Annotated in this window: 26 protein-coding genes; 7 read left to right on the top strand and 19 right to left on the bottom strand. The window is 52.9% G+C overall.

Annotated features, from left to right (window positions below; translation table 11 throughout):
* Positions 1-9 precede the first annotated feature (9 nt).
* From murA to M467_RS20865, 6 genes are all read right to left on the bottom strand, one after another.
* Complete coding sequence (murA, locus tag M467_RS20890; RefSeq protein ID WP_021066102.1) at positions 10-1,263, bottom strand: UDP-N-acetylglucosamine 1-carboxyvinyltransferase; 1,254 nt, start codon at positions 1,261-1,263, stop codon at positions 10-12.
* Positions 1,264-1,289: 26 nt separating this feature from the next.
* Complete coding sequence (gene fsa, locus M467_RS20885; RefSeq protein WP_021066101.1) at positions 1,290-1,940, bottom strand: fructose-6-phosphate aldolase; 651 nt, start codon at positions 1,938-1,940, stop codon at positions 1,290-1,292.
* Between the two features lie 79 nt (positions 1,941-2,019).
* The gene (locus M467_RS20880; RefSeq protein ID WP_021066100.1) at positions 2,020-2,850 is read right to left on the bottom strand and encodes a hypothetical protein; all 831 of its coding nucleotides are present in this window, start codon (positions 2,848-2,850) and stop codon (positions 2,020-2,022) included.
* Positions 2,851-2,947: 97 nt separating this feature from the next.
* A complete protein-coding gene (gene fba, locus M467_RS20875) occupies positions 2,948-3,802 on the bottom strand; it encodes a class II fructose-1,6-bisphosphate aldolase (protein WP_021066099.1) in 855 nt (284 codons plus the stop codon).
* Positions 3,803-3,959: 157 nt separating this feature from the next.
* Positions 3,960-4,322 carry a response regulator gene (locus M467_RS20870; RefSeq protein WP_021066098.1) on the bottom strand — a complete coding sequence of 121 codons (363 nt, stop codon included), beginning with the start codon at positions 4,320-4,322 and terminating at the stop codon, positions 3,960-3,962.
* 80 nt (positions 4,323-4,402) lie between these two features.
* Positions 4,403-4,753, bottom strand: a complete 351-nt coding sequence (locus M467_RS20865; RefSeq protein WP_021066097.1) for a YxeA family protein — start codon at positions 4,751-4,753, stop codon at positions 4,403-4,405.
* 112 nt (positions 4,754-4,865) lie between these two features.
* Here M467_RS20865 and M467_RS20860 point away from each other — a divergent pair, with 112 nt between their 5' ends.
* A complete protein-coding gene (locus M467_RS20860) occupies positions 4,866-5,288 on the top strand; it encodes a hypothetical protein (RefSeq protein WP_021066096.1) in 423 nt (140 codons plus the stop codon).
* Between the two features lie 37 nt (positions 5,289-5,325).
* Here M467_RS20860 and M467_RS20855 read toward each other — a convergent pair whose 3' ends face one another.
* The gene (locus M467_RS20855) at positions 5,326-6,981 is read right to left on the bottom strand and encodes a glycerol-3-phosphate dehydrogenase/oxidase (protein WP_021066095.1); all 1,656 of its coding nucleotides are present in this window, start codon (positions 6,979-6,981) and stop codon (positions 5,326-5,328) included.
* A 262-nt stretch (positions 6,982-7,243) separates the two neighbouring features.
* On the opposite strand from M467_RS20855, the gene M467_RS20850 reads away from it, so the two are divergent.
* From M467_RS20850 to M467_RS31415, 3 genes are all read left to right on the top strand, one after another.
* Complete coding sequence (locus M467_RS20850; RefSeq protein WP_021066094.1) at positions 7,244-8,359, top strand: NADH-dependent flavin oxidoreductase; 1,116 nt, start codon at positions 7,244-7,246, stop codon at positions 8,357-8,359.
* Between the two features lie 265 nt (positions 8,360-8,624).
* Positions 8,625-8,837: a hypothetical protein gene (locus tag M467_RS20845; RefSeq protein ID WP_021066093.1), complete on the top strand. Its 213-nt coding sequence runs from the start codon at positions 8,625-8,627 to the stop codon at positions 8,835-8,837.
* A 114-nt stretch (positions 8,838-8,951) separates the two neighbouring features.
* A complete protein-coding gene (locus M467_RS31415) occupies positions 8,952-9,620 on the top strand; it encodes a helix-turn-helix transcriptional regulator (protein WP_144060653.1) in 669 nt (222 codons plus the stop codon).
* Positions 9,621-9,634: 14 nt separating this feature from the next.
* On the opposite strand, the gene M467_RS20835 is transcribed toward M467_RS31415, so the two are convergent.
* From M467_RS20835 to M467_RS20815, 5 genes are all read right to left on the bottom strand, one after another.
* Entirely contained in the window at positions 9,635-10,183 is a 549-nt protein-coding gene (locus M467_RS20835; protein WP_021066091.1) for a GNAT family N-acetyltransferase, read from the bottom strand.
* A gap of 42 nt (positions 10,184-10,225) precedes the next feature.
* Complete coding sequence (locus M467_RS20830; RefSeq protein ID WP_031199997.1) at positions 10,226-11,056, bottom strand: TVP38/TMEM64 family protein; 831 nt, start codon at positions 11,054-11,056, stop codon at positions 10,226-10,228.
* Positions 11,057-11,189: 133 nt separating this feature from the next.
* Positions 11,190-12,785 carry a CTP synthase gene (locus M467_RS20825; RefSeq protein WP_021066089.1) on the bottom strand — a complete coding sequence of 532 codons (1,596 nt, stop codon included), beginning with the start codon at positions 12,783-12,785 and terminating at the stop codon, positions 11,190-11,192.
* Positions 12,786-13,020: 235 nt separating this feature from the next.
* Positions 13,021-13,500 (bottom strand): DNA-directed RNA polymerase subunit delta, encoded by a 480-nt coding sequence (rpoE, locus tag M467_RS20820; protein WP_021066088.1) that lies wholly within the window; start codon positions 13,498-13,500, stop codon positions 13,021-13,023.
* An 80-nt stretch (positions 13,501-13,580) separates the two neighbouring features.
* Positions 13,581-14,900, bottom strand: a complete 1,320-nt coding sequence (locus tag M467_RS20815; RefSeq protein WP_021066087.1) for a hypothetical protein — start codon at positions 14,898-14,900, stop codon at positions 13,581-13,583.
* A 173-nt stretch (positions 14,901-15,073) separates the two neighbouring features.
* On the opposite strand from M467_RS20815, the gene M467_RS20810 reads away from it, so the two are divergent.
* Complete coding sequence (locus M467_RS20810; protein WP_021066086.1) at positions 15,074-16,372, top strand: methyl-accepting chemotaxis protein; 1,299 nt, start codon at positions 15,074-15,076, stop codon at positions 16,370-16,372.
* Between the two features lie 39 nt (positions 16,373-16,411).
* Here the strand turns inward: M467_RS20810 and M467_RS20805 are convergent, their stop codons facing one another.
* The 7 genes from M467_RS20805 to M467_RS20775 form a co-directional block, all read right to left on the bottom strand.
* Complete coding sequence (locus M467_RS20805) at positions 16,412-18,541, bottom strand: (Fe-S)-binding protein (RefSeq protein WP_021066085.1); 2,130 nt, start codon at positions 18,539-18,541, stop codon at positions 16,412-16,414.
* Positions 18,542-18,631: 90 nt separating this feature from the next.
* On the bottom strand, positions 18,632-19,348 hold the full coding sequence (locus M467_RS20800) for a hypothetical protein (RefSeq protein WP_021066084.1): 717 nt from the start codon (positions 19,346-19,348) through the stop codon (positions 18,632-18,634).
* Between the two features lie 6 nt (positions 19,349-19,354).
* Positions 19,355-19,870 (bottom strand): GNAT family N-acetyltransferase, encoded by a 516-nt coding sequence (locus tag M467_RS20795; RefSeq protein WP_021066083.1) that lies wholly within the window; start codon positions 19,868-19,870, stop codon positions 19,355-19,357.
* Positions 19,871-20,003: 133 nt separating this feature from the next.
* The gene (locus M467_RS20790; RefSeq protein WP_021066082.1) at positions 20,004-20,432 is read right to left on the bottom strand and encodes a hypothetical protein; all 429 of its coding nucleotides are present in this window, start codon (positions 20,430-20,432) and stop codon (positions 20,004-20,006) included.
* Positions 20,429-20,848, bottom strand: a complete 420-nt coding sequence (locus M467_RS20785) for a YwiB family protein (protein WP_021066081.1) — start codon at positions 20,846-20,848, stop codon at positions 20,429-20,431. The genes M467_RS20790 and M467_RS20785 overlap by 4 nt, the downstream gene beginning before the upstream one ends.
* Before the next feature lie 186 nt (positions 20,849-21,034).
* Positions 21,035-21,694, bottom strand: a complete 660-nt coding sequence (locus tag M467_RS20780) for a Type 1 glutamine amidotransferase-like domain-containing protein (protein WP_021066080.1) — start codon at positions 21,692-21,694, stop codon at positions 21,035-21,037.
* A 93-nt stretch (positions 21,695-21,787) separates the two neighbouring features.
* Positions 21,788-23,497, bottom strand: a complete 1,710-nt coding sequence (locus M467_RS20775) for a glycoside hydrolase family 13 protein (protein WP_021066079.1) — start codon at positions 23,495-23,497, stop codon at positions 21,788-21,790.
* A 214-nt stretch (positions 23,498-23,711) separates the two neighbouring features.
* Between M467_RS20775 and M467_RS20770 the strand changes: the two genes are divergently transcribed.
* Both M467_RS20770 and M467_RS20765 read left to right on the top strand, forming a co-directional pair.
* Complete coding sequence (locus M467_RS20770; RefSeq protein WP_021066078.1) at positions 23,712-24,176, top strand: GNAT family N-acetyltransferase; 465 nt, start codon at positions 23,712-23,714, stop codon at positions 24,174-24,176.
* 47 nt (positions 24,177-24,223) lie between these two features.
* Positions 24,224-24,988, top strand: coding sequence for a MerR family transcriptional regulator (locus tag M467_RS20765; protein WP_021066077.1), 765 nt, complete (start codon positions 24,224-24,226; stop codon positions 24,986-24,988).
* Positions 24,989-25,006: the final 18 nt, after the last annotated feature.

Genomic DNA, 25,006 nt, shown 5'->3' with positions numbered 1-25,006 from the left:
TCCCCTTTTTTACTCGGACACCTCATCGACCCAGACGAGCGCGCCGAGTTGTTTTAATTTGCCGACGAAGTCGACATATGAATCGTTCAGTTTTTCCGCATGGATCACCGTGGATTCGCCGTTCGCTTGAAGCCCAGCTAAGGTGAGGGCTGCCCCACTCCGTGCGTCTGCACATTCCATTTCCGCATTGGCGAGCGTTGTCCCACCGCGAATGACGGCCGAAGCGTCCTCGAGCGTGATTTGCGCGTTCATGCGCCGCATTTCCGCGATATGGCGGAATCGTTGGGCATACAGCTTATCGGTGACGATACTCGTCCCGTTTGCTTTCAACAGTGCGGCCGACATGATCGGCTGCAAATCGGTTGGATACCCCGAATAGTGGAAGACACGGATATCGATTGGTTTAAAGGCGTTCGCCCGCACCGTGATTGTCTCTTCCCCGACTTCGACGTCGGCCCCGTAATCCAATAGTTTTTGAATGACGCCTTCTAAGTGCGTCGGAATGACGTTCCGAACCGTCACTTCGCCTGCGACCGCGCCATAAATCATGAACGTCCCAGCCTCTAACCGATCCGGAATGAGCGTGTGTGTACAACCATGGAGCTTGTCGACCCCTTTGATGCGAATCTCGTCGGTACCTGCCCCGATGACGTGGGCCCCCATCGAAGTGAGCATCGTCGCGACGTCGACGATTTCCGGGTCGATGGCTGCGTTCTCGATGACGGTCGTCCCATCAGCGAGCACGGCCGCGAGCATGGCGCTCACCGTCGCACCGAACGAACGGAGATCGAGATAGATGCGATTTCCTTCCAGCTTTTCGGCGTTCACATGATACAAGCCCGACTCGTTCTCGACTTTAATCCCGAGACGTTCGAGCGCCTTCAAATGTAAATCGATCGGTCGTGGACCAATCGCATATCCACCGGGAAGCCCGACGGCCCCTTTCCCAAAACGAGCCGCGAACACCCCGAGCAAATAGACAGCGGCTCGGACTTTACGCGTTTCTGAGCCGAGTAGCGGCATGGCGACGGCATCTTTCGCATGAAGCGTCATCCGCTCCCCGTCACGTTCAATCGCGACGCCGAGTTCTTGTAATAGACTGAGCATCACTTCGACGTCCTCGATGACGGGGACGTTTTCAATCGTCACCGGTTCTTCCGTCAACAGTGCTGCGACGAGACAAGGCAAGGCGCTCTGTTTGGCACCGCTGATGTCAACTGTTCCTTCAAGTTTTTGCTGTCCTACGATATGGAGAATTTCCACGAAGATCAAACCTTTCTGCGACAAACTTATTTGGATTGAGCGTTGTTCCAATCCGCTAAGAATTGCTCGATCCCTTTGTCAGTGAGCGGATGTTTCATCATCTGTTCGATGACTTTGTATGGTACCGTGGCGATGTCGGCTCCAAGGAGAGCCGCCTTCGTCGCGTGGACCGGATGGCGAACGGAAGCTGCGATGATTTCTGTATCGATGCCATGGATGGCAAAGATATTGGCAATCGTCTCAACGAGGTCGAGACCATCTTGACCGATATCATCCAACCGACCGATGAATGGCGAGACGTATGACGCGCCGGCCCGAGCCGCGAGTAGCGCTTGGTTGGCGTTAAAGATGAGCGTCACGTTCGTCTTGATGCCGAGCTGTGAAAACGTATTGACCGCTTCCATCCCTGCTGGCGTCATCGGTACCTTGACAGTAATATTCGGCGCGATGGCCGCAAGTTCCTTTCCTTCTTCCACCATACCCGCTGCGTCGAGCGCAATAACTTCCGCGCTGACTGAGAGATCCCCGACGATCTCACAGATTTCGCGTAGCCGTGTATGGAAATCGACGCCTTCTTTGGCGACGAGCGATGGATTCGTCGTCACGCCCCCGATGACGCCCATCTGATGAGCTTTCTTAATGTCTTCCACGTTTGCCGTGTCAATGAAAAAACGCATGTAAAATTCCTCCTCGAATGGTGTTGTGATCGCTTACACTTCTTATTATGAGGAAATTGTCATGGAATTGCTACACCCTTTACGTCAAGGCGGCGATGGCGAACATTGAACCGATGAGTAAACCAACGCCGACAAGCGTCCCAACCGCAGTCCATCGTTTCACGTTTTTTTGTTTTGCCTCATACGCTTGATACAGCCCTTCCTTCGAACGTTCCGACCCATACGTCTCGATCCAAAGTCCGACTGCAGTCTCTTCGTCAATCACGAGGTCGCCTGTATACGTGAATGGGATAATTTCTTCCGGTCGACGGAGCATGTCGAAACGCTCGCGCCGTGTCGAGATGTTCGCCCCAATCCAATAGAGCCGTTTCGGGGTGTAGTAGAGTGGCACATCACTTTCATCGAAATACTGAATCCACTGTTCGAACGCGACGAGATCGCGTGGATCGAACAAGATTTCCATCGACTCCTCCTCTGTCATGATGGCGAGCATCGGGCACAACTCGATTGTCCGTCGTCTGATGGGATGCGGCATTGCCGCTTCTGTCTTTCGGACGATGGCCGGGAAGAAGACGACTTGCTTAATCGTATCGAGCGGGAACGACTGCTCGACCGATTCACCGGGTTCGTGCCGATACGTCACGCCTTCGACGCGTGTCGCGGTCACTGTATAGTGCGAGTGGTGCCGCTCTTTCCAGAACAACGGACGAAATAGTTTCACGAACCGATACACACCGTAACCGCCGAGGACGGTAAGTGACAAGAGCGGAATCAACCATGGTTTCGGATTGGTAAAGATGAGGATGAGCGGCAATGCGGCAAAGGCCACCGTCATCCCGATTAAAACGATGGCACCGACGACGTAAAACACGCGCCAAAACAATTCGGTCTGACGTTCTTGATAACTCATAAAACTCCCCCTTTTCATCTATATACGGTACCCTAACCGCTTACGTTTCAACAAAAAAAGCCGGTTCTCACAGGGAGAACCGACTGATGTGACAGGATTATGCTTGGTTGCTTGAACCGAACTCACGCATTTTGCCAGTAACGACGTTGTAGATCGCTTCGACACCAGGGCCGATGACTTTACGTGGGTCATATACTTTCGAGTCCGTGTTGAGCTTCTCACGTACGGCACGAGTCCATTCTTGTTGGCACTCTGTGTTAACGTTGATTTTGCTGTGACCGAGCTCGATTGCTTTTTTGATTTGGTGCTCAGGAATACCTGAACCGCCGTGAAGAACGAGTGGAGTTTTAGTCGCTTCTGCGATTTCTTCCATCTCTTTGAAGCCGAGTTTAGGCTCGCCTTGGTATTCTCCGTGTACAGAACCGAGTGCTGCCGCAAGAGCGTCAACTTTCGCTTCTTTCACGACGCGTACGCACTCGTCGAGGTCAGCGTATTGTACGCCGCCAACAACGCCATCTTCTTCGCCGCCGACTGTGCCGACTTCCGCTTCAACTGAAGCACCTTTAGCGTGTGCGTATTCAACGACTTGTTTCGTCATTTCGATGTTCTCTTCGATCGGATGGTGTGAACCGTCGATCATAACAGACGTGAAACCAGCGTCAATTGCTGCTTTACACTTGTCGAAAGATGAACCGTGGTCGAGGTGGATTGCAACTGGAACAGTGATGTTGTAGTCGTGCATGAGACCTTCAGTCATTTTAACAACTGTTGTGAAGCCACCCATGTACTTCGCTGCACCTTCTGATACACCGAGGATAACTGGTGATTTCTCGTCTTCCGCAGCGCGAAGAATCGCTTGCGTCCACTCGAGGTTGTTGATGTTGAATTGGCCTACTGCATACTTGCCTTCGAATGCTTTGTTAAGCATTTCTGTCATTGATACTAATGGCATAATGACATCCTCCTGTCTGTTCGCTATTGTGCACTTTGGGAAAAATGCCCCCGTGCAATTCGTTCCCATTATAACACACGTCGAAACTTGTGCCTATGCTATTCGGGCATAGAAATGGCTCTGCGCAAGCGTTTACATATGTCATCTTCGTGACGAATTACGTGATTTTGAGGACTTCCTTCACTTTTTCAATCATCCGATAAATATCGAACGGCTTTTCAAATTGCGCGGTAATGCCAAGTCGTTGCACTTCTTCGAGCGTCGATTTTTCACCGAACGCGGTCATAATCATGACCGGGGTGTCGATGTCTCGTTGGCGCATGTTTCGTAGTACTTCATGGCCGAACATGCGCGGCATGTTCATATCGAGCAATACTAAATCGTATCCGTTCTGTTCGAGCTTTTCCCAAGCGTTCTGTCCGTCGTTCGCCGTGTCGACCTCGATGCCGAGGTTTTGGAACACTTGCGCCAACATCAACCGAATCCCATCTTGGTCGTCTGCGATCAACATCCGTGACATCCATCTACCTTCTCTCCATAGTTTGCACTAATCTAACCATACCAAATCCGATTTCGTTTGGCGACGGACCTATTTTGAAATCAAGGCAACGGTATCGATACCGGTTCTTCGGTCTGTTCGTCCTTTAACTGGGCCGGTACTTCCGACTCAGGTACCGGCTCGTAGGCCGTCACCGTCCGCTCGTTTTTCACATACAGTTTCAAAAAATCGCCTTCGGCCAGCCGAATCGGCGCCTCGAACGTGATTGGTCGTTTCTTGCCATCTTCATCATAGCCAATCGTTTCATACGTATGTCTCTTTCCTTGGTCGGTGACGTTTGTGCTCGGTACTTTCGTATAGTAGACGTCGGCAAACAGCCGATTCGTATCGACGAACTGCCAACCGAGAAATAAGATGAGGACGACGCCACCAATCGTAAATGCTCGTTTCATCGTAGCTCTCCCGCCTTTCTCATTTCCATCTTTTTCAATACCATTGTCTCCCTATTTCTAAACACCCGGTGCGCTGATATACTGAAAACATGAAACGAATAGGAGCGAAATCATGAAACCATATTTGTTATACATATTGTTCATCTTGACGATTGGAAGCATGGTCGCACTCGTCGTGAACGTCTTCGGGGAAGACCAAGAAGAGATACCGCTCGCCGCTGCCGTCGAGACCGATCTCGAGGAATTGCCGGAGACGTTCGCCGTCTTATCCGAGACGTTCGATGAGCCAATCGCAGACAGTGACATCGCCCGCATCAAAAAGCTGGCTTCTGATCCGGAACTCGACGAAGCGAACGTGCACGCCCTCGGCACAATCGATGTCATCTTTAAAGGACGACCGACCACACTGACACTCGAAACAGAAGTGGATCGTGAGGACGGCACGTATCTTTATCTGTATTTGTTCGGCGAACCGGACATCGTCGAGGCGCTCGACGAACGCATCATGGCGTATTATGAAGAATTAGGCATATGAAAAGGAACCTCGCCGCGGCGAGGTTCCTTTTATTTCGTTAGTCGACCGTGACAGGGACGACCGCGAGATCAATCTCTTTCTCGACCTCGGCCCGCTCTTCAGCGAGACGAGCATCCGACCATTTGAAGACATCGGCCATGCAACGGAGCACGCCGTCTTTATAGTTGCGGACGAAGTTGATGTCGAAGAACATCGCTCCGGTGCGGCGGACGAGGAAGTCGATAGCCCGAACGACCGACTCTTCTTCGATGCCGTACATGAGTTGTGCATAGACGTACTCTGGAAGATCGTACGCGTTCGAGTCCATCCGTTCGATGACACGATCGATGTTCGATCCGTAGAGACGAACGAGCTGCTCGGCTTTGACGTCATCGAGACCAAGGTTTTTCAGTTCAGCCTTCTTCTTCGTCAAGAAGTCATCGAACCCTTTCGAACCGCCGACATGACCGCCCGACATCGGCATATGTTTCGTGCGCGAAGCGAGAAAGACGATGCCTTCTTCTTGCTTGAGCAGTTTCGCCACCAAATCGACGACCGTCTCTGACATCTTGCGATAACCGGTCAACTTCCCACCGGCGATCGTGATTAAGCCGCTTTCCGACTGCCAAACCTCATCTTTCCGTGAGATTTCAGACGGGTCTTTGCCTTCTTCATAGATGAGCGGACGAATCCCGGCCCAGCTCGACTCGACGTCGTCTGCCGTCACGTTCACGTCTGGGAACATATAGTGGATCGCCTCTAAAATATAGTCGCGGTCCTCGGTCGTCATGCGTGGATGAGCTTTATCCTTATCGAAGAACGTGTCCGTCGTCCCGACATACGCTTTGCCGTCACGCGGAATCGCGAACACCATCCGGCCGTCCGGTGTATCGAAATAGATGGCTTGTTTGAGCGGGAATTTCGACTGGTCAATGACGAGGTGAATTCCTTTCGTCAAACGGAGCATCTTCCCTTTGTTCGAGCCGTCTTGTTCGCGGAGCACGTCGACCCAAGGTCCGGTCGCGTTGATGACTTTCTTCGCATAAACTTCGTACGTCTTGCCGTCGATTTGGTCTTCAACGTGGACGCCGACGACTTTGCCTTGCTCATAGATGAGACCAGTCACTTTCGAATAGTTCAAGAGGAGGGCGCCGTGGTTGGCCGCCTCTTTCGCGACTTCAATCGTCATACGGGCATCATCTGTCCGATATTCGACGTAATAACCGCCACCGACAAGACCGTCTTTTTTGACGAGCGGCGCTTTTTGAATGACTTCATCCGGCTTCAACATCAAACGTCGCTCGGCGCGTTTGACGCCCGCTAAGAAATCGTACACCATCAAGCCGACCGCGGTCGAAAGCGGTCCGAACGTGCCGCCTTTATGCATCGGCAACAGCATGCGTTCTGGCGTCGTGACGTGTGGCCCGTTCTCATAGACGATGGCGCGTTCTTTTCCGACTTCGGCGACAAGCGCGACTTCGAACTGTTTCAAGTAGCGCAACCCTCCGTGGACGAGTTTCGTCGAACGGCTCGATGTTCCGGCTGCGAAGTCTTGCATTTCGAGCACGGCCGTCTTCATTCCGCGAGACGCGGCATCGAGCGCGATTCCGGCACCGGTGATTCCTCCGCCGACGACGAGCACGTCGTGACGTTCACCCGTTAACTGTTCATATCGTTTGGCACGTTCTTTTGCTGAGAAATTTCTGATTTCCATCTTGTCCCCTCCTATAATGAATCCGGTTCGATGTATGCGAAAAGAGACCACAACAAAACAAGGCTTCGCCCCCCATGTCGTGGTCTCTCTGTAGTCTCCAACCGGTTATCAACTTTTCTCCTGTATTATACCCCATTTTCTAGCATTCAACCATCGACCCGCTCACGGAGTGTGCAACCTGCTCCTCAGAAAGCGTCCCGCTCGCAATTTCAAAATGAGAAGACTAGACTTCAAGGTATCACCAACAAGGAGGAGTTTTTTTATGAAACGCATGTTACAACCTTTCCAATTCAAAAACGGCGTCGAGCTCCACAATCGGCTCGTACTTGCGCCGATGACCCATTATTCGTCAGCACCGACGGGTGAAGTGTCGGAACACGAACTCGCCTATTACCGCAAGCGGGCGAAGAACGTCGGCCTCGCCATCACGGCGTGTGCTTACGTGACCGAAGACGGCAAAGGGTTCCCGAACGCCTTCGGTGTGAACGACGACAAGTTCATCCCTGGGCTTCGTCAGCTCGCTGAAAGTTTAAGAGCGGAAGGCGCGAAAGCGATTCTTCAAATCTTCCATGCGGGACGCATGTCTCCTCCGGAACTCGTTCCGAACGAACAACCAGTAAGCGCCAGCGCCATCGCACCGGTCCGTGAAGGTGCCGTCACACCACGCGCCCTTGAGACTGAAGAAGTCGAAGCCATCATCGAGGCGTTCGGCGAAGCGACACGTCGTGCCATTGAGGCCGGTTTTGACGGCGTCGAGATTCACGGGGCGAACACGTATTTGATTCAACAGTTCTTCTCACCTCACTCGAATCGACGCGACGATCGCTTCGGTGGCGACGTAAACGCACGCCTCACATTCCCGCGTGAAGTCATTCGCTCGGTCAAACGTGCAGCTGAAGGCGCGGACGATTTCTTAATCGGCTACCGCTTCTCGCCTGAAGAAGTCGAAGAGCCAGGCATCACGCTCGACGATACGGACGTATTGATCGACATGTTGCTCGAAGAAAATCTCGACTACCTCCACGCCTCGCTCTGGAACTTCAATATCGGTTCAATGCGGAACGAGAACGTGACGGAGCGGTCGATTGATCGCATCGCTAAACGCATCAACGGTGCCGTCCCGCTCATCGGAGTCGGACAGCTCCAGCGCCCAGGTCAAGTCGAAGACGCACTGAACGTCATCGACCTCGCCGCGCTCGGCCGCGAACTCATCATTGACCCGGATTGGCTCGAGAAAGTGAAAGACGGTCGTGAAGACGAAATCGAGACCGAACTCGACTTGAACAAACAAGCCGAACTCGCCGTCCCGGCTCCGCTCTGGAACGCCATCACAACACGCGCCGGCTGGTTCCCAATCAAAGACCAAGCCGTCAAATAAGCCATCAACCGCAGACTTCATGTCTGCGGTTTTTTGTGGTTTGTGCAATTCATCGAGTAGTGTGAGAAATGGGATATGCTACGGACACAATTCCGTCACATTTTTCATCTTTTTCACCACTTCTTTCGTGTTGACCTAACTTTCCAACCTTTCACCCCCTTCGTAAGCTAAGGACAGGAACCGTTTCCTCGATGAAACTGCGGGCCAAGCCTCGCTTGCACCGCGCCTGTCTGTTTGACCGTCTTTTGAAAGGGGCATATGATGTATGACGAAAAAGCCAATTGATCTCGATGCGTACAACAAACAACTCCATCAGCATCAACAGCGTACGAAAGAAGTCGCTGAAACGTATCGACAAAAAAGTAAGGAACTCGAACACCACCTCGAATCATCCGCACGTTCCCGTGAAGAAGCACTCGCTCGCGAAATCGCCGAGTTGAAACAAGCGACCAAACGGAACGTTCCACGAAATAAATAAACGGTTCCCGATCGTACGACGAAAGAAGTGACTCATCCGGTGGAAAACAAAATCAAACGCCAATTTCTGAATCATCTGCATCGTGACAAAAATTTGTTCGATGATTTTCAGCATGTGGATAACTTTTATACGCTCGATCAACAGATTGTGAGTGCGCTCCGCAGCGCCCATCCGATTCGGGCCGAACAGCTGCTCGAGACGCTGACGCTCGACCTATTGAAACTTCCGGTCTCCGATGAGTATATGAGTGTCCGTTTCTACTACCGCGGCCTCGTCTATCACGTCATCCGTCTGATTCCAGTCGATAACCCAAACGTCCAGACCGCGCTCAATTATACGAGCGCTCTTCTCATCTTAATCGATGAACTGACGACGACACTCGACTTTATCTATGCCATTCCCGTCATCGTCGACCATTTGACGAAGATGATGGCGTTTCTATCCCCTCCCGTGTCGACGAACCCGAACGTCACGACGACCATCCATTTGATTGAAGAGCATTTGAGAGAGCCAGAACTATCGCTCCCGTGGATCGCCCAACAAATCGGGTTATCAAACAATTATTTGTCGGCCCTGTTCAAACAGGAAGTCGGCGAGAGTGTACCCGAACGAATCCGGCGCCGCCGCATCGATGCGTCCATCGCCGATTTGCTCGGAACGAATTTGCCGATTTGTACCATCGGTGAGAAATATCGCTTCGCCTCGTGCACGGCCTATATCAACACGTTCAAGACGTACAAACAAATGACCCCGCTCCAATACCGCCAATTGTTCCACACGTGAAAAGCGCTAAGCCTCTACCGAGACTTAGCGCTTTCTGTCATCCATTCTTCTCGCAACAAACCCATGCGAATCGAGTCGTAACGCACGTCGTCGACGACGCGCACCTGACGAATCCGACCTTCGAGTCGCATGCCGATTTTCTCGGCCACTTTCATCATCCGCTCATTGCCCGACCACGTCGTCAATCCGACCCGGACCGTCGGCAACGTCTGAAACAGATGGCCGACCCACAGCTTGAGCGCCCGCGTGCCGATGCCACGATTCCAGCGGTCGGCTTGATGGAGGATGATCCCGACCTCGAGCCAATTCTGTCCGGCGTCTTCATAATAGAAGGAAACCGTCCCGTAGACGGTCCCATCGACCTCGATGACCCACATGTCGTCACGGCCGACGTGTTCGCCCGCATTCTGACAGTACACCTCATACGTCTGCGCCCGATGTTCAAAATACGGCGCATCCCACTTTTTGAATTCCGGCGCCTCGTCCTTATACATCAATTCCCATAACCGATCCAAGTCGCGTGACGCAATCGGTCGAATCACTAATTCTTCATCGCGAACCATAACGTCTTCCTCTCTAACTGTGCTCTTGACGGTTTCGCGATGTCAGTTCGAATTCCCTTTTTTCCGTTTGCGCCAGACGAGCGCCAAGATGACGAGCAATAGGCTCGCCGTCACCGAGACGACGGCGAACGGACTCGCACCGGTGATAAACAGTTCGCCGAGCGAGACCGAATAGGCGAGACCGAACGACGTGACGAGCTTCGCGCCGATGGCGATCAAAACGAATCGCGGGAATGGCACCCGGCTGAACCCGGCCGCGAGACAGATGACCTCATCTGGCAAAATCGGGATGATGAACAAGACGAGCAACACACCGAGCCCGTACTTGTCGACGTAACGGTCATACGTCGCGAGCTTGTCGGCGTCGATAAGCCGCATCACCCGCTCCCGCCCGAACCGAGCGAGCCCGTACATGACGAGGATGCCGAGCGTCGTCGCGACGCTCCCGATTAAGGCCGCCCTAAGCGGCCCAAGGGCGACACTACCAATCGGGACACTGACCGCCTCCGGGACCGGAAGCGCGATCGGTTGCAAGAAGCTGAAGGCGGCGAACACCCACATCGCCTGGTCGCCATACTGTTCGAGCAACCGTTCGAGCCCGTACGAGTCGTACAAGACGAGTCCAAACGAGACGTAGTATACGAAGACGAACAACAAAAATAACGTGAACGTGACTTTGAGCATCTGTTTCAAGTACGTATTCGAGCCCTCGCGAATCGACCGCAATAGACCAATCGACAGTGCGAGCAATACAACTCCGGTCCACCCGAGTTGATACGGCAATAATAGCGTCGGCAAGACGACGAACGGCAACAGGCTGAGCGTGACGAGCGCTCCCCCGTATCCTGCATAAATCATAGTTCGTTCTCGCATGTCGCATCGCCCTCTCCCTGTTCTACTATTAGTGTACCCGGATTTCGGGCAACATGTATCCACCTGAAGCTGTTGCGCACATCAGCCTTTTGCCCGAGAAAAAAGGCCACAGTCATAGACTGTGACCTGCCACTCACTCGCCGAGTGAGGCTTGGATGAAATCGTGGAACAAGCGTTGCGGACGCTCTGGACGCGAAATGAGTTCTGGGTGGAACTGTGACGCGACGAACCACTTGTGCTCTGGAATCTCGATGATTTCGACGAGACGGCCGTCCGGGCTCGTTCCTGAGAACTTGAACCCTTCTGCCTCGAACGCTTCACGGTACTCGTTGTTGAACTCGTAACGGTGACGATGGCGCTCGTAGACGAGCTCTTGGTTATAAGCGGCGTGCGCTTTCGTGCCTGGCTCGAGCTTACATGGATAGAGGCCGAGACGGAGCGTGCCGCCGAGGTCCTCGATATCTTTTTGTTCTGGAAGCAAATCGATAATCGGATAGTTCGTCGTCGGATCGATTTCGGCCGAGTGGGCACCGTCGAGCTTCAAGACGTTACGGGCGAACTCGACCGTCGCGAGCTGCATGCCGAGGCAAATCCCGAAGAATGGGACGTTGTTCTCACGCGCATAACGCGTCGCTTCGATTTTCCCTTCAATGCCGCGTTCTCCAAATCCGCCTGGGACGAGAATCCCGTCTGCGTCTCCGAGAAGCGTCTCGACGTTCTCTGCCGTCACCTCTTCAGCGTTGACCCAATCGATATCGATGTCGGCGTTGAAGGCGTAACCGGCGTGCTTGAGTGATTCCGCGACCGAGATGTACGCGTCACGAAGTTCGACGTATTTTCCGACGAGAGCAATTTTGACTTTCTTCTCGAGGTGCGTGACCGTGTGTACGAGCTCTTTCCAAGCCGTCATGTCAGCGGCCGGCGTGTTGAAGCCGAAGTAATCGTTGACGAGTTGGTCCATTCCTTGCTTTTGAAGGTTGAGCGGCACTTCGTAAAGCGTCGACGCATCTTGTGCCTCGATGACCGCTTCTTTACGTGTATCACAGAACAAGGCAATTTTTTCACGCATCTCTTCTGGGATATCGTGCTCGGTACGGAGGACGATGATATCCGGCTGAATCCCGTAACTGCGGAGTTCTTTGACGCTATGTTGGGTCGGTTTCGTCTTCATCTCACCAGCAGCGCGGAGATAAGGGACGAGCGTACAGTGAACGTACATGACGTTCTCTTTGCCGATATCGTTTTTCACTTGACGAATGGCCTCGATGAACGGAAGCGACTCGATGTCCCCGACTGTTCCACCAATCTCTGTGATGACGACATCCGCGTTCGTCTCGCGACCGGCGCGGAAGACGCGGTCTTTAATTTCGTTCGTGATGTGTGGAATGACTTGGACCGTTCCCCCGTTATAATCGCCACGACGCTCTTTTTTCAAGACCGTCGAGTAGATGCGACCTGACGTCACGTTGGCGTTTTGCGACAAGTTGATGTCGATGAAGCGCTCGTAGTGACCGAGGTCAAGGTCCGTCTCAGCGCCGTCATCTGTGACGAACACCTCTCCGTGCTGGTACGGGCTCATCGTTCCTGGGTCGATATTGATATACGGGTCAAACTTCTGAATCGTCACGTTCAAACCTCGGTTTTTGAGTAGACGTGCGAGTGAAGCGGCTGTGATCCCTTTACCGAGTGAAGATACTACCCCACCTGTTACGAAAATATACTTTGTCATCATCATTCTCCTCTCTTAAATGCCACAACGGGAAACGAAAAAACAAAAAAAGCAAAAGTGCCCCCACTGAAATGGAGGACACTTTTGCTGCATCGTTACGTGCTAAACTAGCCCATGACTAATTTACGTCAGAGACGATGCAGTCGTCAAGTCATTATTTTTTCTTTTTTTCAACTGTCAAAAAAGAAAAAGAGACACGCCTAGCCGGGACAAATGCCCGGCTTTTTGCGGTCTCTTATAAATCATCCTCGTCTTCTAAGTCGAGGTCGTCGTCCAAGTCTTCGTCCTCGAACTCGTCAAGGCCTTCCACTTTTTCGGCTTCATCCTCGGCATCGAACTCAGATGCGTCAAAATCTTCACCTTTTGCAAAGACGTCAAGGTCGTCTTCAATGTCGACGATGCCTTCATCCGTCTCATCGATCTCTTCTTCGAACTCATCGAGCTCACCGCGTTGGCGTGCTTCGATGACGAGATCTTCGTCTGACTTATCGAACGGATACCAAACACGAAGCGCCCAACGGTTAGCTCCCAAGTTGACGAATAGTCCGTCGATGTTCATGTCCGTGTAGAGTTGCGCGATTTTCTCGAGCTCTTCCTCTTCACTTGCGAACGTATAGTTTTGTCTGATCAGCTCACGAATCTCATCAAATGACACTGGTTGCTCGCCAGTCTTTTGAAGAATTTCGTAAACGAAATCGATCAACGATTTATTCATTAAAGGACACTCCTTTTCCGTCACTAGTTAAACATCACTCCTCATTATAAACAAAACCGATATGAAAAAGCTAGAGGAAATTATTTTGAAGTTTCAACGGTTTTTTGGATGCGCAACCAATACAGCGTAATCAATCCGACGTTGAAGATCCACGTCAAACCGAGCACCCCGAGCATCCAACCGCGCGGGATTTTAAAGGACAACTCTGCATTGACGGACTGGCCGGTATATAGACCGTAGCCGAGCACTCCGACCATGAGGGCCGAATAAGCGACGACCATCCCGAACCGTTTCCATAGTTGCAAGAGCAACGAGGCAAACTCTTTATTGTCCCCATACGATGCATATAGATAGACATGACCCGCACTCGCATACATCGTCTGGACGTACCCACTCACAAACAGGACCGGGATGAACACGAGCGGCTCCAAGAATCCGAGGAAGAATAGCAGCGACGTGACGAGCAGGACGTAGTAAGGATGACGCGCCACGTCGAACACACGGTTCAATAATATCCAGCCGATGACGCCCGCCAAGAACGGCATGAACACATAGAACAAGAGCACTTGAAACGAATATAGGGCCAGACTGATGAATACGGCGCCAATCAACGTCCAGCCGCCGAACAACCCGACGACGAACGCGAGCAGTTGAACTTGGCGCGTCCGGGTGGCACTGACGTACGTTCTCGTCCGCTCCTGGAACAATACCCACCCGACGTAGCCGAGCAAAATAATCATCAATAAAAAGATTTCCACGTACCCGCTCGCCCCTTCCAACAGGCTGAGGAGACGGCTCACCAACGTGAACACGGTAACGGTGATGAAGGCAAGCACGAACTTCCCTGTCGCCCATGCCCACGTCGCCGTTTTCTCGAGCGGCAACTTTCTCACGAACAGCCACGGCAGGAGAAGACTGATGAGGAAGAGGATGACAGCCTCGTCATATGATCGAGTCAGCACATAAGAGAAAACGACGATCCAGGCAACGAGAGCGAGTACGAGCGGGAGCGAACTCCCTTTCTTCTCCGTCGACTCGTCTGTGGTGGACAGTTCCTTCAGCTGTGACAAAATCGTCGTCATAATCGACCCGACACCGATCGAGCCAACACCGACAAGAAAAGCGCTCAATTCAATCGCCCAATCGAACGGCCACAAGAAGCAGACAAGGCCCGCGACCAAGACGGATAGCGCCACTAAAAACGTCCGTTTCGAGCCGAGCCGCCCGATGATATACACCCATAGAAGCAGTCCCGACATACTCGCCACGTAAAAAATCATGAACGGGATTAATCGCCCGACGCCGTCTTCGACCGCCATGATGGACAAAAATAAAATTTGAGGCAAGATTTGACTGCTAAGGGCACTGACAATCGTCAATAACACGACCGTGTTCTTCACAACGGACACCTCATTTCTCAAAAATGGCCGAGCCAATCTCTCTTTCTTCTCTTTCCCGCTTCTAGCGCAATAACAACAAGCTTCATCGCACATCGATTTCTCAGTTTTTTCACATTTTTGCCGATATAGAGAAGAACGCTATTTTAGCTGTACGAGAAAAAGGAGAATGAAACATGGCACTGTTCCGTAAATCAAAACCTACCGCCTACACCGCGTCGATTGGCTTCCCTGATGTGGCGAAGACCGCACGACCGACCGATCCAAATTTGAACGGGCGCACCCATTATATGGGTTATACGGCGTCGCAAGTGAAGCGACTTCAAGACATGGCCCCGCTCGTCGAATCCGTGTTAGACGATGTCCTCGAAAACGTGCTCGATCATTTAATGTTGCAACCCGAGATGGTCCAAATCGCCAACGCCTCGTCGACACGGGAGCGACTTAAAAAAGTGTTCGCTGACTATTTCCGTAGTCTATTGACCGGAAACATCGATGACAAGTTTCTCGCGATGCGCAAACGGATGGGCCAGACGCATCACCACTATGCTGTACCGGTCGTCTGGTTCCTCGCGACCTATTCTGCCTTCAACACGTTGCTCGTCCCAAAAATCGTCGAGACGTACCAACACGACCCGGCCACATTGACCGAATCGCTCCTCGCATTGTCCCATGCGATGAACTTGGACGCCCAAATCGTCACTGAGCAGTACGTCGATGCGCGTCTCGATGAGATTGAATCGGCAAACGTCGCCCGAGCGACGCTATTGAACGATGTCAGTCGCGTCAGCACGGAAGTCGCAACGACGATGGAACAGACCGGTCACGCCATGTCCGAGACGAGCAAGCGAGCCCATCAAGTGTTGTCCGAGACCGAGCAGACGGAGAAGATGAGCCGTCACTTGATGAGCTTGACGCATACGAACGGCGAGCAAATCGAACAGATGGAATCCGAGTTCAAACAGTCAGCGACGTACGTCGATGCCTCGCTCGATCGCATCACCGCGCTCAAGGACGGCTCGCAAGAAATCGTCAGCATGACCCGGAGCATCGAACAGATCGCCAACCAGACGAACTTGCTCGCCTTGAACGCATCAATCGAAGCGGCCCGGGCCGGTGAGCATGGCAAAGGCTTCGCCGTCGTCGCGACCGAAGTGCGGACGCTCGCCGAGAATGCGAAACAGCTGAGCAGTCAAATCAACGTCCTCATCCATGAGAATGAAGCGAACATCGCCGCCCTGCTCGATCAAATGGGACAGATGCATCGAACGAACGACGAGGCAATGCGTCAACTCGGTGCCGTCAAAGCTGGCTTCTCGACCGTCAAAGACGAGATGGGCAATTACGTCCTGTCGTTCGAACGAAACAAGCAAGACCTCGGCCAAATGGTCGAGACGATTTCGGCCATCAATGAGACGACGCAAGGACTATCACACCTGACGTCTTCCTTATTGGCCACTTCCGAGATGCACTGACGACAGAACAAGGCACGGTCCGCGGACCGTGCCTTGTTTTTATTGGACAATCGGTTCTGGTACTTCGATTGGAGCGAGGGAGCGATCAAGCAATTCGACGACGTCGAACGTACCGACCGTCTCATCGACTTCTTTCGCTTTCGTCCCGTCCGAGAGCATCGTCAAACAGTACGGACACGCCGACCCGATGACCGTCGGTTTCGTCTCGAGCAACTGCTCGGTCCGGGCCACGTTAACGCGCGTCCCGACTTTCTCTTCTTGCCACATGAGACCGCCACCGGCGCCGCAGCACATGCCGTTCTCACGGTTCCGCTCCGCCTCGACGAGTTCGACACCTGGGATGCGTTCCAAGACGAAACGTGGGGCGTCGTAAATACCGTTATAGCGTCCGAGATAACATGAATCGTGATAGACGACACGCTCGTTCACGGAGAAGTCCGGTTTGACCCGGCCCGTATCGAGCAGCTCGGCGAGGAGCTCGGTATGGTGATACACTTTCACACCCGTGAGTCCAAAGTCCGGATACTCGTTTTTGAACGTGTTATACGCGTGCGGGTCGACCGTGACGATTTTCGTGACCCCATACTTCTCGAACAGTTTGATGTTCGCTTCGGCGAGCTCTTGGAACAACAGCTCGTTTCCGATACGGCGTGGCGTATCCCCTGAGTTCTTCTCTTCATTCCCGAGGATGGCGAACGAGACGCCAGCCTTGTTCAAGACGCTCGCAAAGCTTTGCGCGACTTTTTGGCTACGGCTGTCGTATGAGCCCATCGCCCCGACCCAGAAGAGGAATTCGAACTCTTCGCCGGCCTTTTTCTTCTCTTTTGCCGTCGGGATGACAAGTTCTTCCCGGTCTTTGCGCCAATTCTCGCGCTCTTTCCGGTTCATCCCCCACGGGTTGCCTTGACGTTCGATATTGGCGACCGTACGCTGCGCTTCTGGATCCATCTTGCCTTCCATCATGACGAGGTAACGGCGCAAATCGATAATCTTGTCGACGTGCTCGTTCATGACCGGACATTGGTCCTCACAGTTGCGGCACGTCGTACATGCCCAAATCTCTTCTTCGGTGATGACGTTGCCGATCAACTCGTCGGCAACGAGCATATGCCCGTCTTGGGCCGCGGCGGCAATCTCGGCCCCTTGCGTGTTTTGGAACAAGAGCGCCGGTGCCCACGGTGACTTCCGTGTGACAGCGGCCCCTTTCATGTTCATATGGTCGCGCAGCTTGACGATGAGGTCCATCGGCGACAGCATCTTACCGGTCCCGGTCGCCGGGCAGACGTTCGTACAGCGTCCGCACTCGACACAGGCATACAAATCGACGAGTTGTTTTTGGTTGAAGTCTTCGATTTTATTGACCCCGAAGACGACTTCTTCGTCCGACTCCTCGGCTTCTTCCATCGCCGAGAAATCGACCGGAGCGAGACGACCGACCTGGTGCGTCCGTCCGAGCCAGACGTTGAGCGTCCCGGCGATCAAGTGGGCGTGCTTGCCTTGCGGGATATAAATCATGAAGCTGAGCAAGAACAAGAGATGAAGCCACCAGAAGACGACGAACAAGGCGAAGGCGACCCCTCCCGGTACCCAAGCAAACGCCGAACCGATGAGCGTCGCGACCGGTTCACCCCACATCGGAAGTTCTTCCTTATAGACGAGGTAGAACCCGTTCCCGAACAAGACCGATACCATCAGCCCACCGATGAAGATGAGGGCGAGGCCGGCCAAGAAGTTTCGTTTCAAGCGCACAAGCTTCTCGATGTAACGGCGGTAGAATCCCCAAACGACCGCGACAAGAATCATGAGCATGACGATTTCTTGCATGAACGTGAAAATCGGATAGAGCGGACCGAGCGGGATATGCGGGAAACGTGTCCCGACAGCAAGCCCTTTCCAGATGAAGTCAATAGCCCCGAACTGGACGAGGATGAACCCATAGAACATCATGACGTGAATGATGCCGCTCTTCTTGTCTTTTAACAATTTCTTTTGGCCGAACACGTTGATCATGACCTGTTCGAGCCGTTCCTTATTCGTTTGGCTCCACTCTGCCTGCTTCCCGAGCTTGATGAACGTATAGCGCTGATAGACCAGCGAGGCGAACAAATACAGTCCATAGCCGAGGACGAGCAAGAATAGAATCCAGTTGACGATTAAAAATGTAGACATCCCCAAAACTCCCCCTTATGAAAACGGATTCAATCTTGAATTCAGTATATCAAACAATGAATGAACAGTCATTCATTTTTATCGAAGGGGTCAAAAATTGAGTACATGCTTCAAGAATAAGAGGATGCCGCCATACCCGACGACCGCGAGGACGAACGTCCGGAAGTGGAGGTTGCGGTCGGCTGGAAGTTCGAACTTGACGATATTCAGAATCATCGCCCCGGCGACGAACGCGAACAAGATGGCCTCGACGTGCGAGGCGAGATCGATGAAACGGGAGAAGAAACCGCCGATGAGGATGCCGCCGCTCAACAAATAACGTCCTTGCCGAAGGTAGCGTTCCCCGTAATGGCGATACAAGTCGTGACCGACGGCGAGGAAGTGAACGCCGAGCGCCGTCGCGTAGAAGCTGCGGGCGACGAACGTGACGGATGATGCCGTAACGACGTAAGCCGAGAACGACATATATGCCGTCAACAGCGTCACTTGGAGCCAATACGACACGTTCTGATCAATCGTCTCGTCTTTGAAGTGTGGCGTTCGAACGACACGCATCGTCCCGTAAAAGACGGTGAAGCCGAGCAGGCTGATGACATAAATCTCCGACGGCAAGGCCAGGTCGAGCCATTCGACCCGGAGCGTGTCTTGCCGCTTGTTCAAAGACGGCAAGAGATACATGAAAAAGTACGTGATGGCGATCCCGCTCGAAAACGAGAACCATTTTTGAGACGGTACCCGTTCTCGTGGAAACAGATAGATTCCGAAAAAATTAATCAGTGCTAAATAGACCACGATCCAATTCGCCATCTCACGTCACCCTTTCAGTTCAATCCAAAATCGCTCGACGATTTTCCCGCCTTCCGCTGTGAACGGTGTGTCCGGTATTCCTCCGTTATTCAAGATGACTTGGCGTGACGCCACGTTCGTCCGGTCACACGTAATCAACGCCCGCTCAATCCCAAGTTCTTTCGCTTTCTCGAGCGCGAGCTCGAGCTGTTTCGTTGCCAGACCGCGTCCACGTGCGCTCGGCTTGATGCCGTAACCGATGTGGCCCCCAAAGTTGAGGAGGTTGTCATTCAATTCGTGGCGGATATTCGCTGCCCCAAGCAACTCGTCCCCGTCCGTCAGCCAATACGTCGTGCTCGGCACCCAACTGACGTTGTTCACCCGTAGCTCTTTATCACGAATCTGTTTAACGTACGACGCAAAGTCAGACACGTCGCGGTCGACCGCGTTCGGGACGATCTTCTCTTCCCGCTCCCGCCACTCCTGTAAAAATTCGAGTACTTGCGCTTGTTGCGCCATCGTTGTTTTGACGAGCTGTAGCATCTGACGTCCCCCTAATTGATTGGTCTCTCTTCATCATAACGAAGCCGATTCACGTTGAAAACAGACGTTCCTGTGACGAGATGTCGCCTTTTTCATAGAATCATCTAGCAAAAAACCCGCAATCGATTGCGGGTCAGTCTTCTAATCCTAGTCGTTTTGGCATCTGTGGGGCGAGCGTACGGGCCTCGTCTAAACGGCCAGCCTCGACGAGCGTGTGGAACCGTAAAAATTCCTCATGTGTCGCGTCACCGATGGCCGCCAAATAATCGATATAGCGTTCGTACACCGACTTGTCTTCCGGCCGCGCCTCGATCAACGCGACGTAAAGCCGGACCGTATCTTCTCCATAAAGAAGCGGGAACTCATCGTTCAACTGGAGCAACTTGTCGACCGAGTCCATATCGACACCGGTCTCGTTGTCATAGTGCCCGACGACCTGCTCAGCATGGTCCTCGAGGCGGCCACGCCACTCTTCATACTCGTCCTCGTTCGTCTCGAGCATCTCGAACCAATCCTCGTTCAACATCTCTTCAATCTTTTTCACGCGTTCTGCAAAATTCATGCGAACTCTCCTCCTTCAAACGTCCATGTGACGTCGACGTCATAATTTCCCGCCACGTCTTCGTTCATCGATAACTCGTAGACGAAGCGGCAACGGCCGTCCGCGACATCGAGTCGCTCTGTCGTCGTCGCCATCGTCATCGACATATATGGGTTTTTATATAGGCTTTGCGTCAAACGTCCTTCAATAAAGGAATGATTCATCTCGATCGGTCCTTTACAGATGAGCGCGAGCCGGCCTGTCGTATATTTGATTGTCGTCGGAACGACACCGTCTTCCCGTTCTTGATCGAACGTCAAGATGAAGCCGGTCTTCAATTCATAATAGAGCCCCTCGGCTTGCAGCTCGATCGGTTCCGCGATCTCACTGATCGTCGTCTTTTGGCGCACACGTACGCGTTTCGGTTCAATTGCCATGGTGATTCCCCTTTCCGCTGTCCCATCGTACCATATCTCGCGAACGGTCCGGAATCGGTAACTTTTTCTTTCCCGGTTCGCACGCGCTTCACACGTCGGGCCCGATCAATTTTATATTATGTGCGTGCAAGAAGTCCGCTTCAAGCAAAAGACCGCGGATGTGATCATCCGCGGCCGTTCGTTTCGTTAAAACTTCAGCCAATTCCCTTCCGAAATCACGTCTACACGACCGTCGACGACTCGAATCGCCGTCTCGTCATCGATGGCGTAGCTCGGCCCAGCCAACATGCCTGCCCATTCGGTCGCATGCTCGGACGTGTTCTCCGGCAACATCTCATGATCGAGGTGAGGGAAAATCGAGAAATCGACATACCCTAGTGTCTTATCGCCCTGCTCGCCCGGTGCCTGCCAACCGACAAACGCCTCCCCGATGCGCGGGGTCATGACCATGCTGCCGGCACTCAAACCGACATAGACGCCATTCCAATCCGGTAACAGCTGCGCGACACCGGACTGCTGCATCCAATAATGCAAGAACAGTGGGTCGCCTCCGTTGACCAACAACACATCCGCCTCGTCGAACGCCGGTCTCCACACCGTTTCATCAAGGCTTGGGAGGGCACTCAATTCGAGGACCCCGACCGACTTCCACCCTAACTCACACATCGGCGTCGAGAAATCACCGTTGAAAAAGTTCCACGCGTGATTCGTCCCACCCGGCAACGCGTAAATCGCGGTCGGGATGCACAGGGCGGTACACTCCTCAATCGGTTTCCCTAACAACTCGAGTAACGCTTGTTTAATCCGGTCATTTTTAATCCCGGCCGATGTCAGTAACAGTCTCATTCCAACCCCTCCTCGTCTTGTCTATATATGAATTCGTGCTCTCTCGTCATTTCCCTGTACGCAAAAAAAGACAGGGAATGTCCCTGTCTTCGATTAACTCATTTTATAGACGCGCCCCTCGAACGGCTTCAAGTGGACGAGTGTCGTATCATCATGCGGCTCGAGCGGCATGTTTTGCAAGACGACGTCTTCCGAGCGAAGCGTGAGCTCCGTCGCAAAGATGGCTTCTTTGCCCGTCAAGTTCGTCATGACGAGGTATTGCGAGTCACCGAGCGTGCGCGTGTACGCGTAAATCTCCGGGTGCTCCGGCAAGACGATGTCATACGTCCCGTAAACGAACGTCTCGTCTTGCTTGCGAAGACGAATCATCTCTTTATAGAAGTTGAGAATCGAGTCGTCGTCTTCGAGCTGGGCGTCGACGTTGATGTCCGTGTAGTTCGGGTTGATGCCGAACCAAGGCGTCTCGGCGAACGTGAAGCCCGCGTTCGGGGCATCGCTCCACTGCATCGGTGTGCGCGTGTTATCACGTGACGAGTTCCACGTGATGTCCATCATCTCCTCATGGCTCTTGCCATGTTCGAGACCGATGTAATAGCGGTTGCGTGTCGCGATATCGTCGTACTGGTCGATCGAGTCGAACTTCACGTTCGTCATGCCGATCTCTTGGCCTTGATAGATGAACGGCGTCCCTTGCATGAGGAAATACATCATCGCAATCGATTTCGCGCTCTCTTTCCAATAGCGCTCGTCATCACCCCATGACGACACGGTCCGTGTCTGATCGTGGTTCTCGACATAGAGGGCGTTCCAGCCGTCTTCTTCGAGACCTTTTTGCCATTTCGTCAGGACGTTCTTCAAGTGGACGACGTCGAGCTTCGACTCGGCGTCTTCACGCCAGAGACCCATGTGTTCGAATTGGAACACCATGTTCATCTTGCCTTCCTTCTCGCCGACCCAAAGGTGGGCGTCGTCAGGCGACACGCCGTTCGCTTCCCCGACCGTCATGATGTCGTGCTTGTTGAACGTCTCGTCGCGAAGCTCTTCCAAATAACCGTGAATCCCATCGACGTTCATGTGCATCTCGAACGATGGCACGAAGTCGAGGCCTTCTGGGTTCGGCAAATCGCCGAACGATGGATGTTTGCGGATGTGGCTGATTGCATCGACACGGAAGCCGTCGATGCCTTTGTCGAGCCACCAGTTGATCATGTTATAGATTGTCTGGCGCATCTCGGCGTTCTCCCAGTTCAGGTCCGGTTGTTTCTTCGAGAAGACGTGCAAGAAGTATTGCTCCGTCGTCTCATCGAACTCCCAGGCCGACCCGCCAAAGATTGACTCCCAGTTGTTCGGTTTCGAGCCATCGGGTTTGCCGTCACGCCAAATGTACCAGTCACGCTTCGGATTGTCTTTCGAGCTCTTCGATTCGATGAACCATGGGTGCTCGTCCGACGTATGGTTGACGACGAGGTCGAGCAACAACTTCATGCCGCGTGCATGGACTTCCGTCAACAGTCGATCGAAATCTTCCATCGATCCGAACTCGTCCATGATGTCCTGATAGTCGCTAATGTCATAGCCGTTGTCATCATTCGGCGACTTATACATCGGACAAATCCAGATGACGTCGACGCCGAGGTCTTTCAAATAGTCGAGCTTATCGATGATGCCTTGGATGTCGCCGATTCCATCGCCGTTCGCATCGTAGAAGCTGCGCGGGTAGATTTGATAAGCGACGGCTTCTTTCCACCAGTTTCGTTTCAGTGTTTTCGTTTGTGTGTGTTGGTCACGTTGTAAAAGTTGCATGTCTCAATGATACTCCCTTATCCCTAAACTCACTGCGCATCCTATATACTAATATCAGTGCTGTTCTCTCTATATCGCAATTAGCGCAATCGTTTGCACGATGCACTACGTTTATCTTAACAAAAATTCGAAATCAATACAAAGAGTGTTTCAACAGCTTACTCACCGTGTACCCTACACGAATTTTAAATGAAATGAAAGTGAGGCGACTTATATGATTCGTTTGGCCACACAGGCCGATCTTTCGGCAATCGATCAACTAATTTTACAGAAAGCCCAAGCTTTTCAGGCAGCCGGAAAAACGCAATGGGTGAAATATTTGGAACCGAGCCGGACCGATTTTGTGACTCATGACGTCACGAACGGGACCGTGTATGTATATGAAACAAATGGAACCATCACCGGGTCGGTCAGTTTGATTCCGCCGACGGCTTGGGATGAGAATTTATGGGACGATTCCCGGGGGGCCGTCTATTTACATCGGCTCGTCGTCGACGACCGAATGAAAGGCCAACAAATCGGCGAACAGCTGATGCGTCATGCACTCGCAGCAACGTCGGACCGGATTCGCCTCGACTGCGTCGCCACGAACTCTTTTTTGAACGCCTATTATCCCCGCTTCGGCTTCCGTTACATCGGCGAACGGGATGGCTTTTCCTTATTTGAAACAAAGGCTTGACCTTGACGCGACGTCAACATGTACGCTGAATCCAAGGAGGTGAGGACATGTATACGATTCAACAGCTCGCCACGCTCGCTGGCACGACCACACGGACGCTACGGCACTATGATGCGGTCGGTCTGCTTGTTGCCGAGCGTGACGCCAACGGGTATCGCCGTTACTCGTCACATGACGCCGAGCGGTTACAGTCGATTCTGCTATATCGCTCGCTCGACTTTCCACTCGAGACGATTCAGGCGTTGCTCGAAGCCGAACCGTTCGATCGGACCCGTGCCCTCGAGGAGCAGGTGACCGCTCTGCGCGCAAAGGCCGCCTATTTCGCGACACTCGCCGAGACAGCGGAATCGACGCTCACCTCACTGAGAGGAGGAATTTCAATGGAAGACAAATCATTGTTCAACGGCCTGTCGTTTGACGAACTGAAAGCCCATGAAGCGAAACACGAGCCCGAGGTCGTGGAGCGTTGGGGCGAGAGCGAGGCGTACAAGACGTCACGTACGCGTGCCGACAAGCGCTCGAAAGAAGACTGGGAAGCCCTCAGTCAACAGCAAGTCGATCTCGTCAAACCGCTCGTCGACTTGTTCACGACCGGTGTCCCGGTCGAAGACCCGCGTGTCCAAGCGGCCGTCCAGGCAAACCACATGTTCATCAACGACCAGTTTTATGACTGCTCGCTCGACATGTTCAGCGGACTCGGACAGATGTACGTCATGGACGAGCGTTTCACCGCATTCTATGACAAGTACGCCCCAGGACTTGCCGTCTACTATAATGACGCCATCCAACACTATTGCATCACCCAAAGCTAAACGGCCAAAGCATCGCGC

Source organism: Exiguobacterium chiriqhucha RW-2 (genome assembly GCF_000416965.1).
In the GTDB taxonomy this organism is placed as follows: domain Bacteria; phylum Bacillota; class Bacilli; order Exiguobacteriales; family Exiguobacteriaceae; genus Exiguobacterium; species Exiguobacterium chiriqhucha.
Note: the sequence above shows the minus strand (reverse complement) of the source record. Positions and strands in the feature narration are given on the sequence as shown.